14 protein-coding genes and 1 tRNA gene are annotated in these 14,810 nt (G+C 57.4%); 8 read left to right on the plus strand and 7 right to left on the minus strand.

The features are described 5' to 3' along the window. Nucleotides 1–73: 73 nt before the first annotated feature. Both GBC55_RS08120 and GBC55_RS08125 read left to right on the plus strand, forming a co-directional pair. A complete protein-coding gene (locus tag GBC55_RS08120) occupies nt 74–1,414 on the plus strand; it encodes a Vps62-related protein (protein WP_162436972.1) in 1,341 nt (446 codons plus the stop codon). 13 nt (nt 1,415–1,427) lie between these two features. Further along, a complete protein-coding gene (locus GBC55_RS08125; protein ID WP_162436973.1) occupies nt 1,428–2,660 on the plus strand; it encodes a trypsin-like peptidase domain-containing protein in 1,233 nt (410 codons plus the stop codon). Nucleotides 2,661–2,668: 8 nt separating this feature from the next. Here GBC55_RS08125 and GBC55_RS08130 read toward each other — a convergent pair whose 3' ends face one another. The 7 genes from GBC55_RS08130 to GBC55_RS08160 form a co-directional block, all read right to left on the minus strand. Next, complete coding sequence (locus GBC55_RS08130; RefSeq protein WP_162436974.1) at nt 2,669–3,424, minus strand: ABC transporter substrate-binding protein; 756 nt, start codon at nt 3,422–3,424, stop codon at nt 2,669–2,671. Between the two features lie 78 nt (nt 3,425–3,502). After that, nucleotides 3,503–4,273: an imidazole glycerol phosphate synthase subunit HisF gene (gene hisF, locus GBC55_RS08135; RefSeq protein ID WP_007972752.1), complete on the minus strand. Its 771-nt coding sequence runs from the start codon at nt 4,271–4,273 to the stop codon at nt 3,503–3,505. A gap of 9 nt (nt 4,274–4,282) precedes the next feature. Beyond that, nucleotides 4,283–5,020, minus strand: coding sequence for a 1-(5-phosphoribosyl)-5-[(5-phosphoribosylamino)methylideneamino]imidazole-4-carboxamide isomerase (gene hisA, locus GBC55_RS08140; RefSeq protein WP_162436975.1), 738 nt, complete (start codon nt 5,018–5,020; stop codon nt 4,283–4,285). Between the two features lie 42 nt (nt 5,021–5,062). Continuing rightward, entirely contained in the window at nt 5,063–5,320 is a 258-nt protein-coding gene (locus GBC55_RS08145) for a DUF2164 domain-containing protein (protein ID WP_157711279.1), read from the minus strand. Continuing rightward, nucleotides 5,321–5,959 (minus strand): imidazole glycerol phosphate synthase subunit HisH, encoded by a 639-nt coding sequence (gene hisH, locus GBC55_RS08150; protein WP_162436976.1) that lies wholly within the window; start codon nt 5,957–5,959, stop codon nt 5,321–5,323. After that, complete coding sequence (hisB, locus tag GBC55_RS08155; protein ID WP_003218037.1) at nt 5,959–6,552, minus strand: imidazoleglycerol-phosphate dehydratase HisB; 594 nt, start codon at nt 6,550–6,552, stop codon at nt 5,959–5,961. Before hisB ends, hisH begins: the two co-directional genes overlap by 1 nt. A 262-nt stretch (nt 6,553–6,814) precedes the next feature. Then, nucleotides 6,815–8,476: an OFA family MFS transporter gene (locus tag GBC55_RS08160; protein ID WP_162436977.1), complete on the minus strand. Its 1,662-nt coding sequence runs from the start codon at nt 8,474–8,476 to the stop codon at nt 6,815–6,817. Nucleotides 8,477–8,894: 418 nt separating this feature from the next. On the opposite strand from GBC55_RS08160, the gene GBC55_RS08165 reads away from it, so the two are divergent. The 6 genes from GBC55_RS08165 to GBC55_RS08190 all read left to right on the plus strand — a co-directional run bounded on the left by GBC55_RS08165 (nt 8,895) and on the right by GBC55_RS08190 (nt 14,806). Next, entirely contained in the window at nt 8,895–11,120 is a 2,226-nt protein-coding gene (locus GBC55_RS08165) for an AsmA family protein (RefSeq protein WP_162436978.1), read from the plus strand. After that, complete coding sequence (gene mutY, locus GBC55_RS08170; RefSeq protein WP_162436979.1) at nt 11,117–12,184, plus strand: A/G-specific adenine glycosylase; 1,068 nt, start codon at nt 11,117–11,119, stop codon at nt 12,182–12,184. Before GBC55_RS08165 ends, mutY begins: the two co-directional genes overlap by 4 nt. Beyond that, a complete protein-coding gene (locus GBC55_RS08175; protein ID WP_010464608.1) occupies nt 12,181–12,453 on the plus strand; it encodes an oxidative damage protection protein in 273 nt (90 codons plus the stop codon). Before mutY ends, GBC55_RS08175 begins: the two co-directional genes overlap by 4 nt. A gap of 103 nt (nt 12,454–12,556) precedes the next feature. Continuing rightward, a tRNA-Phe gene (locus tag GBC55_RS08180) sits at nt 12,557–12,632 on the plus strand. A 236-nt stretch (nt 12,633–12,868) separates the two neighbouring features. Next, on the plus strand, nt 12,869–13,948 hold the full coding sequence (locus tag GBC55_RS08185; RefSeq protein ID WP_162436980.1) for a hypothetical protein: 1,080 nt from the start codon (nt 12,869–12,871) through the stop codon (nt 13,946–13,948). A 66-nt stretch (nt 13,949–14,014) separates the two neighbouring features. Next, nucleotides 14,015–14,806 (plus strand): TSUP family transporter, encoded by a 792-nt coding sequence (locus tag GBC55_RS08190; protein ID WP_162436981.1) that lies wholly within the window; start codon nt 14,015–14,017, stop codon nt 14,804–14,806. The last annotated feature ends 4 nt before the right edge of the window (nt 14,807–14,810 follow it).

Genomic DNA, 14,810 nt, shown 5'->3' on the forward strand with positions numbered 1-14,810 from the left:
CCTAATTCCAGATAGTGACGTGAACCTTGTTGCGACTACGCCCAAGTCGCCTGTCAAACTATCAGGAACCATCATGCCCACCAATGAAACAGCCGCACCGGCCGCGAGGCCTTTGGCATCGATCCAGGTTGACAATCTGCTGATCAACTTCACGACGCAATTCAACCGGATCTGGGATAGCGCGGGCTCTGGTTCGAAAAAAGGGAGCTTTTGGCGCCCTTTACCTTCCGCAGATTTGTTGCCTGGATATTTCCCGCTGGGGGACGTCGTTTCGCCTGGCTTCGAGAACATAAACGAGAGCAATATCGTGGCAGTTGTCTGCGAAGGCGTTCCGGAGAATGGAGACACCTCGAAAGGCAAAGCCCTCGGCGTCCCGATCGACTTCGAACAAGTCTGGAAAGATTCAGGTTCCGGAGCCAAAGCTGACATTACTATCTGGCGCCCGATACCACCGGACGGTTATGTGGCGCTGGGCATGGTTTGCTCCAACGGCCGCGACAAGCCGTTGCGCAATACCGTCCGTTGCGTGCGCGCGGACCTGGTGATCGCTTCGCCCGCTAACCGCATGATCTGGGACGACCGCGGGAGTGGCGCCAAGAAAAACTTTTCAGCCTGGAGCACCTCCCCTCCAAGTGCGCCTGCTGGAGAAATCTGCTTTTCACCCGGCACTTTTGTTGGCATCAACAACCATACAAGACCGACAGGCGACGTCGCTTACTCACTACGCATGAAAATCGCCACGCGGACCCGTTCTTCGATCGTTGCGCCTGTTCTTACAGGCTATGAGCCCCCTGCCGCCGATGAGGCAACCACAGTCACGAAGATTGCTTACCTTCCATGGTTCACCGTTATAGACCCTGACCTGAATGCTGTGGAGCAATTGCGGACATCAGCATTTTACCGCCTGGAAAGATCTGACCAGTATGAGTTACTGGGGTACGGCCACAACACTGGCGCTATCAGCAAAACCTTCCAGTGGTCTGCGTCCAAGGTCCAAAGCGCTGAAATGCTGTCTGAGTTTACCGGCATCACCAGTATCAGAACCGAAACCGAATGGCCCTTGATTCATTTGGCACACGTGAGCACCGTAAATCACTTGTGGACCGCTTCAATCCAGTTTTCGGCGAGACTGGAAAAAAGCTTTACTCATACCGAGAAATCATCCGACGGTTGGAGCCGCGTGACACCGGTGGAAGTCGTCGCTATCGCACCAAAGCGCAAGCTGATCGTCGTTTATCGTCTGAAAAGTGTTTACAGGCTCTTTCGTGAAGACGGCACTCAAGTAGCGTCACCTATCAATTACTGCGATCTCGATAGCCTGTATGTGGCCGAGTTTCCGCCGGAACAAGGCGACAACATTTGCGCCGCGGAGAATCACAGTGATGCCCGAATAGTGGGCACCTCAATTTCATAACCAAGGAATGGACGTGAAATACCTTAAGTATCTTTACCTGTCAGTCATGATCAGCTTGATAGGCACTGCTTCCGTGCAAGCGCGCGACCTCGGAGAGGGTGCTGTTAATGGCTCAGATTCGAGAGCATTGCAAAACAGCGGACGCCTTTACGAAATCTGGAGTGGCATCGGGCAATTGACCCTGCAATCGGGAGAATCCTGTAGTGCCGTCCTGCTAAATACGCGAAACAGGCAAGGTAAGGCCACCGGACCTGGCTATCTGCTCACCAGTGGGCATTGCGTACTGTTCCAGTACGGTTCGGCACGGATCAATCTGCCGATGGAAGCGACGGTAACCTTCAAATACTTTTATGACACGCCCGAGCGGCACAGCCAATTTTCAGTTCGGACCGCCCGATGGACCAGTCTCTCCGGAACTGATCTTGCCGTACTTGAAGTAGACGCCACCCTGGACTCGTTAATTCAGGCCGGCATTAACCCGCTTAACCTGGCATCCCACCAAATCAATGAGAGCCACGACTCACTTAACGTTGGCGCGCCACAAGGCTTTAGCGAAAGCGGGCTTCGATTGAGCGCTTGCGACGAAGAAACTGCAGGTACATTCATCGATCACCCTGGGGTATTCCCTCTGGCAATGCGAAACCGATGCGACCTTCATGCCGGCAACTCTGGCAGTCCGATGCTCAACCGTCGAACAAATGAAATCACCGGCATCGTCAGTAAGATCGCTGACTCGCGCGCAATACCAGAGCCCGAAGGTTGCGAGGACTCCTCATCCTGCAAGGCCGCCCGTTTCAACTACAGCTACCCAGCCAACTTTCTGGCCGCATGCTTTATTGACGGTGTATTCACCAGCAATGGACCGGACTGTGCCTTGAAGCCTGTCGAATTGACCGTTACTGAGCCATGGAAACTCAAGACATACGTTGATAGATCGCGTAACACAGCCGGGCAGCTTGCACTGCCAACATGGGATTTCAGGTTCTCGTTAGACGCGCCGCTCTATCGCTTTAAAGCAGTCCGTGACGCCAAAGAATGCAAGGTGCCTCACAACTACAGCGCAGCCATTAGTACTGAAGATGCGCATATCAATACTGAAATAGGTCCATCAAATGGAGTGCACGCACTTTGCATTATTGGTGTTGACTCCGCGCAACAAAGACTGGCGGTGGCAACATTGAACAATGTGTTCACGAGCGCCGTGTATTTGAACCCGCCACCGCGGGTTCCGCCGCAAGCCCAGTAAGATAGCTGCTAGAGATACCGCGCCATGATCTCGTCGACCACGCCTTCCTTGCGTAACTGATCGAGCGCGGCTTGCAACTTGGCGACGGTCTCATCTGGCACTTCTTTGTTCAGTGCCAGATACAACTCTGCGCTGTTGAATCGCAACACCGTCTTGAGCCCGATCACGCCATCCTGGCGCGCCAGATAACGCCCGGCAGGGTCACCTGTGGCCCACAAATCGATCTGACCGCTTGTGAGTTTCTTCGCGTTGTCCTGATCCCGCAGCACGACAATCGGCTTCAACCCTTGCTTGGCTAATGTCTCGGCAATCGCATCGCCCTTGTACGCGCCGATCCTGTACTTGCGCGCATCATCCAGACTTTCCAGGTTGATCTTGCTGTCGGCCTTGGCCAGCATGATCCAGTCGTCCGGGCCGATCGGGCCGACCCACTTGAAGAGCTTTTCACGATCAGGCAACCGCGCCATCACGAACACGCCATAACCGGGTTTCTCGAGGGCGATCTTGTAGATCCGCTCCCAAGGGAAACGCAGCGTAAGGCTGTAAGTGATGTTGGCGCGTTTGAACATCTCGCGGACGATGTCCACGGCAATGCCATTGATGTTTTCGTCTTGAGCGAAATTCTTGCCGTTCCTCGCCATGTTGTATGGCGGGAAATTTTCCGTCAGCAACACCAGATCGGCGGCGGGGTTTTCTGCAGCCTGTGCTCCATTGATGAGCAATAAAGAAGCGCTGGCAAGGGCAAGTAGAAGGCGTTTAAGCATGTCTGGCTACCGAAATCCATGGCGTTCCCAAGAGTGCCCTGAGCCCGCCATGATGTCCACTGGCCTGTATCGGATTGTTCAGCGCATCACGATTCCGCGATGGGCCATGTAGGCTTTGGCTTCCTGCACGGTGTATTCACCGAAGTGGAAAATACTCGCTGCCAACACTGCACTGGCGTGGCCTTCGATGATGCCGTCGGCCAAGTGCTGCAGGTTGCCGACGCCGCCAGAGGCAATCACCGGGATACCCAAGGCATCGCTGATGGCGCGAGTGACGCCCAGATCGAAACCGTTTTTCATGCCGTCCTGATCCATGCTGGTCAGCAGGATTTCACCGGCACCCAGGCCTTCCATCTTCTTCGCCCACTCCACCGCGTCCAGGCCTGTCGGCTTGCGACCGCCGTGGGTGAAGATTTCCCAGCGAGGCGTTTCGCCCGGCCCGGAAACCTTCTTGGCGTCGATGGCGACGACGATGCATTGCGAACCGAAATGCTGCGCCGCTTCGCCGACAAATTCCGGATTGAACACGGCGGCGGTGTTGATCGACACCTTGTCCGCGCCCGCGTTGAGCAGGTTACGAATGTCCTGCACGGTGCGAACGCCACCGCCGACGGTCAGCGGAATGAACACCTGGCTGGCCATGCGCTCGACGGTATGCAGCGTGGTATCGCGGCCATCGACGCTGGCGGTGATGTCAAGAAAGGTAATCTCGTCAGCACCCTGCTCGTCGTAGCGACGAGCGATTTCCACCGGATCGCCGGCGTCGCGGATGTTTTCGAACTTCACACCCTTGACGACCCGACCGTTGTCCACGTCCAGGCAAGGGATGATGCGTTTGGCCAGCGCCATGGTCAGTCCTCAGCCTTTGTACGAATCGCAGAAAGCTTGCGCTTCAGCGACGTCGAGGGTGCCTTCATAGATCGCCCGGCCGGTGATCGCGCCGATGATGCCTGGCGCTCTGGCGTCGAGCAGCGACTTGATGTCACCCAGGTTGTGGATGCCGCCGGAGGCGATCACCGGGATCTTCGTGGCAGCGGCCAGTGCAGCGGTAAACGGAACGTTGCAGCCCTGCATCATGCCGTCTTTGGCGATGTCGGTATAAACGATCGCGGACACGCCGTCGGCTTCAAATTGCTTGGCCAGATCGATCACTTGAACGGTGCTGATTTCAGCCCAGCCGTCGGTGGCAACGAAGCCATCTTTGGCATCCAGACCGACGATCACCTTGCCCGGAAACGCGCGGCAGGCTTCAGCGACGAAGGCAGGATCTTTGACGGCTTTGGTGCCGATGATCACGTAGCTCACGCCGGCTTTCACGTAGTGCTCGATGGTTTCCAGGGAGCGGATACCGCCGCCAATCTGGATCGGCAGGTTCGGGTAACGCTTGGCGATGGCAGTGACGACTTCACCATTGACCGGCTGGCCTTCGAAAGCGCCGTTCAGATCGACCAGATGCAGACGACGGCAACCGCCCTCCACCCACTTGGCAGCCATGCTCACCGGGTCATCGGAGAACACTGTGGAATCTTCCATGCGGCCCTGGCGCAGACGAACACAGGCACCGTCTTTGAGATCGATAGCGGGAATAATCAGCATCTGGCAAACCTTCAAATTCGAGTATTCAGCTTCGCTCGGAAATCAGTTTTTCTCGAGCGCCCACAAGTCGCTTTCGATGCTTTCAAACCTCTCTTTGAGGTGCGTCTGCACATCGAAAATCGCCCTGTTGTAATAATGCGGAGCAATTTCACGGGTAAACAGCTCAAGGATTTCGGCCGCTTCGAACGAACCCAGGTCGAGTTCGAAGCGATCCTCCATGAAGCGTTTGATCTTCTGATTGGCCTCGTTCTCCTGCTCGGGAGTGAGGGTCAGGATCGGCGGCTTCTTTTTGGCAGCCATTTACCAGCGACCATCCCACGCGGCGAAGTTCTGCAGCAATTGCAGGCCATGGGTATGGCTCTTCTCCGGGTGAAACTGCACGGCGAAACGCGAGCCCTCGGCCAGCGCTGCGGCGAAATCGACACCGTAGTGACCGCCACCCACCACCTGGCGCGCGTTGGCGGCAGCGATGTAGTAGCTGTGCACGAAGTAAAAACGCGCGAGGTCCGGAATGTTGTGCCACAGCGGGTGCGTCACCGTCTGCTTCACTTCGTTCCAGCCCATGTGCGGGACTTTCAGGTGCTCGCCGTCTTCATGCAGGCCTTTGCCGAAGAACTTTACTTCGCCCGCAAACAAACCGATGCAGTCGACGCCGTCGTTCTCTTCACTGCTGTCGAGCAAGGCTTGCATGCCGACGCAGATGCCAAGGAACGGGCGATCCTGGCTGACTTCACGCACCAGCGAGTCAAAGCCCAGGCGACGGATCTCAGCCATGCAATCGCGAATCGCGCCGACGCCGGGGAAAACCACCCGGTCGGCTTCGCGAATGACGTTGGCATCACTGGTGATCAGGACCTTGCCGGCACCGACGTGCTCGAGGGCCTTGGCCACCGAGTGCAGGTTGCCCATGCCGTAATCGATAACCGCGACCGTCTGCATTACAGAACGCCTTTGGTCGACGGCATCTGGCCGGCCATGCGGTCATCGAGCTCTACAGCCATGCGCAGCGCGCGGCCGAAAGCCTTGAACACGGTTTCGATCTGGTGGTGGGTGTTGGTGCCACGCAGGTTGTCGATGTGCAGGCTGACGAGCGCATGGTTGACGAAGCCCTGGAAGAATTCCTGGAACAGGTCAACGTCGAAGCCGCCGACGGTGGCGCGGGTGTAGGGAACATGCATCTGCAAGCCAGGACGACCGGAAAAGTCGATCACGACACGCGACAGCGCTTCATCGAGCGGCACATAGGCGTGGCCGTAGCGACGGATGCCTTTCTTGTCGCCGATGGCTTTGGCGAAGGCCTGACCCAGGGTGATACCGACGTCTTCCACGGTGTGGTGGTCGTCGATATGCAGGTCGCCCTTGCTGACAATATCCAGGTCGATCAGCCCGTGACGGGCGATCTGGTCCAGCATGTGCTCAAGAAAAGGAACACCGATATCAAATCGGGCCTTTCCGGTGCCATCCAGGTTGATCGAGGCTTTGATCTGGGTTTCCAGAGTGTCGCGCTCGACTGACGCCTTACGTTCGGCCATCACCAGCTCCGCAAAATCATTGGGCGAAAAAGGCAGCCATTATAGGGGCGCGGGCGGGAAACAGAAACATGAGAGGTGATATCACTGACGGATAGAACCCCGTGCTGTCGGGGATAGACATGTCCATACAACTCATTTTGGAGACTCCAGAACAATTGCAGGAGTGAGCCTGCTCGCGATGGGACCCTCACATTCAACATTTCTGTCGACTGTCAGACCGCTATCGCGAGCAGGCTCACTCCTACAGGGGTACTGCGTTTACTTAATGAAACAGCACTGCCGTCTTCTGCAGCGTCACCCAGACACCCCACGCCAACGGAATACCCACCGCCAGCCACGCCGCGATCGCCAGAGGCTTGCTGCCCGGCGCCGCTTTCCACTCCAGCACGGTGCTGCTGTCAGCACCTTTGTCGTGGCCCAGCGCCTGTTCGGCGGCCAGCTCTGCGTCAGTCATGAAGTATTTGTCAGCCACCGGCCGTACCAGCAGGTTGCAGAGGAAACCCAGCACCAGCAGGCCCGCAAGGATATACAGCGTGATGTCATATGCCGCGGCGCGTTCTACGCCGATGCTCAGCTGATACTCACGCAGGTAATTCACCAATACCGGCCCCAGAACGCCAGCCGCTGCCCATGCAGTCAGCAGCCGACCGTGAATCGCGCCGACCATTTGCGTACCAAACAGATCCGCCAGGTAAGCCGGCACCGTCGCGAAACCACCGCCGTACATCGACAGAATGATGCAGAACGCCGCCACGAACAGCGCAACGTTGCCCAGGTGACCAAGGTTCGGGATAAGCGCGTACAGGGCAAAACCCAGTGCAAAGAACACGAAGTACGTGTTTTTGCGACCCAGATAGTCGGAGAACGAGGCCCAGAAGAAGCGCCCGCCGATGTTGAACAGGCTCAGCAAACCGGTAAAGCCGGCAGCAATGGCGGCGATGGAGGCCAGTTGACCAGCGTCCAGTTGACCAAATGGCAGGTCAACACCGATCAGCTTGCCGCCAAAAACCTCCTGCAACAGCGGCGACGCCATGCCCAGGATGCCGATACCCGCCGATACGTTCAGGCACAGCACCAGCCACACCAGGCAAAATTGCGGGGTTTTCCACGCCACGTTCACGTGAACGTGACGGTGCGTGATCATCGAGTTCGACGCTTTTTTCGCCGGCGCGGTCCAGCCTTCAGGCTTCCACCCGGTTGGCGGAACGCGATAAGACAATGCGCCGCCGATCATGAACACGAAGTAAATCGCAGCCATCACCAGGAAGCTCTGCCATACGCCAACGCCGGTTGGCGAACCGAAATGACCCATCAGAGCCGCCGCGAGCGGAGCCCCCACCATCGCGCCGCCGCCGAAACCCATGATCGCCATGCCGGTCGCCATGCCGCGCTTGTCCGGAAACCATTTGATCAGGGTCGAAACTGGTGAGATGTAGCCCAGGCCGAGGCCGATACCACCAATGACGCCGGAGCCCACCCACATCAGCCAGATCTGATGGGTATAAATACCCAACGCCGAAATCAGCAGACCACCGCACCAGCACAGCGCCGAGACAACGCCAGCCTTGCGTGGACCGGCATGTTCCAGCCAGCCGCCCCAGATCGCCGCAGAGCAACCCAGAAAGATGAAGAACAGGGTGTAGATCCAGCCGAGCATCGAGATCGGCCAGTCGCATTGGGACGAGAAGACTTGCGAAATGAAGCTCATGTCCGGCGCGCAAGCCACCGGAGCGGTCACGCCCAGGGCTTTGGAAAGCGGCAGCCAGAACACCGAAAAGCCGTAGGCCATGCCAATGCAAAGGTGGATGGCCAGCGCGGCCGGTGGTACCAGCCAGCGGTTGAAACCCGGCTTGGCGATGATGCGCTCCTTGGACAGGAACGCAGGCTGGTCGGCAATGCCGTCAGCCGTGATGCTCGTGGTCATTGTGTATCCCCCAATTATTAGTATGGTTCGCCAGCCACTCCTCACTCTCAGCCTTAATGCACGCAGGCATGACCGTTTTTTGAATGAAGCTCCATTTGATGCGACATCAAGTCGCAGAAGGACGAGCGAACGGGCAAAGGTTACCATTTGTGTGTAGCAGAAAAATCAAACTGATATCACCTTTCGGCAAGCCGTCTGATCTCGACCCCGTGAAGGCTGCCACAGGCCAATACCGTAACGAAATCATTGGCGCCGCCATGCCGTTCGTTTTCGTGCCAATGAACGGGCTCAGGCGCTGGCAGCCAAGCTCAAATTACCGCTGGACTGACTGGTGAGGTGATCGCTGACCGGTCATCCGTTTGGGAGCGCTATACTCCCCGGCTAAATTTCGAATTCGACTAACTACAAGGACTCGCCCATGAAAGCGTTCGGCAAAATCCTGGGTCTGGTACTTCTCGGGCTGTTGCTGATCATTGTGGCCTTGGGTTTTGCCCTGACCCACCTCTTTGATCCCAACGACTATAAAGAAGAGATTCGCCAGATTGCCCGCGACAAGGCTCATATCGAGCTGACGCTCAATGGCGATATCGGCTGGAGCCTGTTCCCCTGGCTAGGCCTGGAACTGCACGAAGCCAGTGTTGCGACCCTGGCCAAACCCACCGAACCGTTCGCTGACCTGCAGATGCTCGGCCTGTCCGTTCGCGTGTTGCCGCTGCTGCGCCGCGAAGTGCAGATGAGCGACGTGCGCGTCGAAGGCTTGAATTTGCGCTTGAACCGCGACAAGGACGGCCACGGCAACTGGGAAGATATCGGCAAGGTGCCGGTAGCGGCCAATTCGACTACTGCACCCGTCACCCCGGGCGAACCGGCGCCAGACACCCCGGTCCAGGTCGAGAAACCGGCCCAGCCGATCCGCCTGGATATCGACAGCCTGACCGTCAATAACGCCCGCGTTGAATACAACGACGAAAAAACCGGCAAGCAATTCAGCGCGGAAAGCATCCAGCTGAGCACCGGCGCCGTGCACGACTCGACCAATATCCCGGTCAAACTGACGGCGTTCCTGGGCACCAACCAGCCGGTCTTGCGTGTGCGCACCGAGCTCAACGGCGAGCTGCGTTTCGAACGCGCGCTGCAACGCTACAAATTCGAAGACATGAAACTCTCCGGCGAAGTGGCGGGTGATCCGCTACAAGGCAAGACGATGACTTTCGCCGCCCAGGGCCAGCTTCTGCTGGATAAAGCTGCGAACGTCGCCGAATGGACCGGCATCAAGATTTCTGCCAACCAACTGCGTGCGCTGGGCGAACTCAAGGTCAACGACCTCGACAAGACTCCGCAAATCAACGGCGCCCTGTCGATCGCCCAGTTTGACCTGGCGAAATTCATCGACAGCATTGGCCAAACCCTTCCAGCCATGGCTGAAGGCAGTCTGAGCAAAGTCGAACTGGTCACCCGCCTTGCCGGTACGCCGAGCAGCGTTTCGTTCGACAACATCAATCTGAAAATCGATGACAGCAGCTTCAACGGTCGCATCGCGGTCGAGGATTTCGCCAAGCAGTCGCTGCGTGCCGTGCTGAAGGCTGACACCTTCAACGTCGACCGATACCTGAAGCCGAAATCGGCTGAAGCCAACAGCGCGACTCAAGTGCGTCAGGCCGAGGTGGCCAGCACCGAAGCCAATGCCATGGCGGGCGCGGGCAGCACTCCGCTGCCAGATGCGCCGACCAAAACAGCATGGAGCTCCGATCGCCTGCTGCCGGTCGAGCGCCTGAGCAAACTCGACGTCGACGCCGACCTGACCTTCGGCCAGCTGACACTCGACAAACTGCCCATCCAGAATGCCGCGCTCAAGGCCACTGGCCAAGGCGGCCTGCTGACCCTGGAAAACCTGCGAGGCGACCTGTACGACGGCAGCTTCGAGGCCAAAGGTACCCTCGACGTGCGCCAACAGGTGCCGGCGCTGAACATGCAGACGCAGCTCAACAAAGTCCCGGTTGAGAAAATCCTCGAAAGCCAGGGCAAGAATCCACCGGTCAAAGGTCTGGTCACACTCAACAGCAACCTGACAGGCAGCGGCAATAGCCAGAAAGCGCTGATCGACAGCCTCAACGGCAACGCCGGTTTCGTGATCAACAACGGCGTGCTGCTCAACGCCAACCTCGAACAGCAACTGTGCAAGGGCATTGCCACCCTCAACCGCAAAACCCTCAGCGGCGAACCACGAGGCAAGGACACGCCATTCCAGGAACTCAAGGGCAACCTCACCTTCCGTAACGGCGTGGCCAGCAACCCTGACCTGAAAGTGCGCATCCCGGGCATGACCATCAACGGTGACGGCGACGTCGACCTGCGAGTGCTGGGGATGGATTATCGCGTCGGCATCATCGTCGAAGGCGACAAGAGCGACATGCCTGACCCGGCTTGCCAGGTCGGCGAGAAGTTTGTCGGCATCGAGTGGCCACTGCGCTGCCGCGGCCCGCTGGAACTCGGCGCCAAAGCCTGCCGCCTGGACAATGAGCGCATGGGCCAGGTCGCGAGCAAGCTGGCGGGCGACAAACTCAGCGAAAAAATCGACGAGAAGCTTGGCGACAAGGTCAGTCCTGAATTGAAAAACGCACTGAAGGGTTTGTTCAAGCGATGAGATCCGAGCAATTTTCATCGGCAGTACTGGACTGGTACGACCGCCACGGCCGCCACGATTTGCCTTGGCAACAGGGCATCACCCCGTATCGGGTGTGGGTCTCGGAGATCATGCTGCAGCAGACCCAGGTCAGCACCGTGCTGAACTACTTCGATCGCTTCATGGCGTCGCTGCCAACGGTCGAAGCCTTGGCCTCTGCACCGGAAGACGAAGTGCTGCACTTGTGGACAGGCCTTGGTTACTACACCCGCGCGCGCAATTTGCAGAAAACCGCAAAGATCGTCGTGGCGGAGTACGGCGGCGAGTTTCCGCGCGACGTTGAGAAACTGGTGGAGCTGCCAGGTATCGGATTATCCACAGCCGGGGCCATTGCCAGCCTGAGCATGGGCCTGCGAGCGCCGATCCTTGATGGCAACGTCAAACGGGTCCTGGCGCGCTTTACTGCACAAGAGGGCTATCCAGGCGAGCCGAAGGTCGCCAAACAGCTGTGGGCGAACGCTGAGCGCTTCACACCGCATGATCGGGTCAACGCCTACACCCAGGCGATGATGGATCTGGGTGCCACGTTATGCACTCGCAGCAAACCGAGCTGCCTTCTGTGCCCGCTGGAAAAAAGCTGTGAAGCGCACATGCTTGGCCTGGAAACCCGCTACCCGATCCCCAAACCGCGTAAAGCCGTGCCCCAGAAGCGTACGCTGATGCCGATGCTCGCCAACGGCGAAGGCGCGATCCTGCTTTACCGTCGCCCTTCCACGGGCTTGTGGGGCGGACTCTGGAGCCTGCCGGAACTCGACGACCTCGACGACCTGCAGCATCTGGCGGCCCAGCACTCGCTGGAACTGGGCACTCAGCAAGCCTTGCCAAGCCTTGTTCACACCTTCAGCCACTTTCAGTTGTCCATCGAACCCTGGCTGGTTCAGGTCCAGGAGGCCGGCCATCACGTGGCCGAGGCCGACTGGCTCTGGTATAACCTCGCCACCCCGCCGCGCCTGGGCCTTGCCGCCCCGGTCAAAACCTTGCTCGAACGCGCGGCCGCCGTATTGAACGCAGGAGAGTCGTCATGACCCGCACCATCATGTGCCGCAAGTACAAAGAAGAATTGCCCGCCCTGGAGCGCGCTCCGTTCCCGGGCGCTAAAGGCCAGGACATTTTTGACCACGTCTCGGCGAAGGCCTGGGCGGACTGGCAGAAACACCAGACCCTGCTGATCAACGAAAAACGCCTGAACATGATGAACGCCGAAGACCGCAAATATCTTCAGGGCGAGATGGACAAGTACTTCTCCGGCGAGGAATACGCCAAGGCTGACGGCTACGTTCCGCCGGCTGAATAATCCCGTTTTCTCGGGGGTCGGTACGTAAGCGACGGTAATAATTAAATATTTTTTGAAAACTTGCTTGACGACCCCCTGAAAAACCAGTTTAATGCGCCCCGTTGCCCAGATAGCTCAGTCGGTAGAGCAGGGGATTGAAAATCCCCGTGTCGGCGGTTCGATTCCGTCTCTGGGCACCAAATACCGAAAACCCTGAATCGCAAGATTCAGGGTTTTTTTATGCCTGGGATTTGGCAAGACGCTGTTTCAGCCTCCATCGAGGCGTTAAACCAGACATAGCCTCCGTCACGGATCTGTAGGAGCGCTCCGTCTGCTTTACCGGAAAGGGACGACATACACTGATTTGCGGATTGGGCAGAATCGGGAAAGGAGCTTCCGCATAACCGGGAGCAGATACACGACAGGGATGTAAACAATGACTGACGCCATCAGTCCAGACGTCGAAGCCGCTGGATTTTTTACCGAACAAGAAATCAGAACGTTCAATTTTGATAGGCAGCAATCAACAGCGCTTCACTGCTGCGCCGAGGAACTGGCCGCCCTCGGCGGCCCGCAGGCTCAAGGAGCCCGATTCAAAGCGGCACTGGCGGCCACTGAATTAAAGCGTTCGTTTTCCAAGGATCAATGCGAACTGCTGGACGCCTACTCCGATGGACTGGTGTGCGTTCTGATCTTTGAAGGTCTGCAAAAAATCACTTCTGTCAGCCCTCCAAATGAACTGCCGGACCTGACATGCCTGAAGAATAATCACGACGTCCTTTGCATGGCTGCCCGTAATCAGATCTTGTTGAAAATGGTCGATAACAGCGCCTTCGCCTACGACATGGACAATGAAGGACAGCTGGTTCGATTGGTGGCCAACTTCAAGGGCGGCGGACTCACAAAAATCAATGCCGAGCCGGAAACCAAAGAACTGAGTTCGCATTCCGGCCTCGCCCTGGGCCCTCATACCGAGGCGCCTTACTGGTGCGCCGTGAATGCAAAAGACGGACATTCGCCCTCCCCCTCCTCACTCATACTCTCAGCCTTGTGGAATCCCGCCGAGGAACCTACGCGAGTCATTCCACTGACTTCCATACTCGAAAAAATCGGCTTCACCCACTGCCTTGCACTGACCTCCGGCAACTTCCATTTCACTCGTAGCGACTCCTTTGTCAGTGGCAAAGGGGAGGACGGTCATAACGTTTCGATTTTGGAGTTCGACGACAAGGCTGGCTTCGCAGCGCGCTTTAACGCCTACCGCTTTTCGGTCAATGACACCGCCTCGCCTTTTGTAAAAGCGGCTTACAGCGCCCTCTGCAAAGGCGTGAGCGAAGCAGCTCCCTGCGAATACACACTGACCCAGGAATCCGCCATGGTCATCAATAACACCCGGACCCTGCACTGCCGCGATGTCATCAGAGACAACCGACGAGTCCTGGTACGCCTCTTCGGTCTTTCAAAATTTTCTTCCCCAATCGTTCTGTCAGAGGACCCGTTGCTCTTGCAGGGCTGATTTATTCATCCGCTTGAACGACCCGTCGCGTGAGCACTGGGCCAATAACTACATAGAGGGAATCGAATGTCTTGGGATGTCATTGGCATATTGGCGCTCGTCGCATTTTGCGCAGGTTTTTTCGACGCGATAGCAGGTGGCGGCGGCCTGATTACGTTGCCCGCATTGGTTCTGGCCGGTCTGGACCCGATCAGCGCGATCGCAACGAACAAATTTCAGGCCGCCTCGGCAACTGTTTCAGCAACTGCAACCTTTGCTCGCAAAGGAATGATCGAATGGCGCGAAGGCCGTTATCTGATTATCTGCGGATTTTTGGGCGGTGCCGGCGGTGCGCTGCTGGTCAGTTACATTGATAAGCACTATCTGGAAGTGTGCGTGCCGATCATGCTGATTCTGGTGGCCATGTATTTTGCGTTCTCTCCCAAGCTGGCCAATCAGGATCGACGCAAGAGGATAGGCATTCTGCTGTTTTCGTTTACCGTCGCGCCGATCCTGGGTTTTTACGACGGTATATTCGGCCCCGGGGTCGGCTCTTTCTTCATCGTCGGATTTGTCTTGCTCTGCGGCTTGGGCATGATGCGAGCCATGAGCTTTACCAAACTCGCCAACGCCTCGTGCAATCTGGGGTCTCTGTCTGTTTTCATCACCAAAGGCGTGATTGTCTGGCCGATTGCTATAGCCATGGCGTTGGCGGCGTTCATCGGTGCTCAGTTGGGTGCACGAGCGGCTGTCCATGTCGGACCGCGGTTAATCAAACCCATGCTGATCGTGGTCTGTTGCGCCTTGGCCATTAAGCTGTTGAGCATGGAAACCAACCCTCTGCGCATTGCAATCATCGATTCCCTGGCGTCGTTATGATTGC

Source organism: Pseudomonas sp. TNT3 (genome assembly GCF_010095445.2).
Taxonomy (GTDB): Bacteria; Pseudomonadota; Gammaproteobacteria; order Pseudomonadales; family Pseudomonadaceae; genus Aquipseudomonas.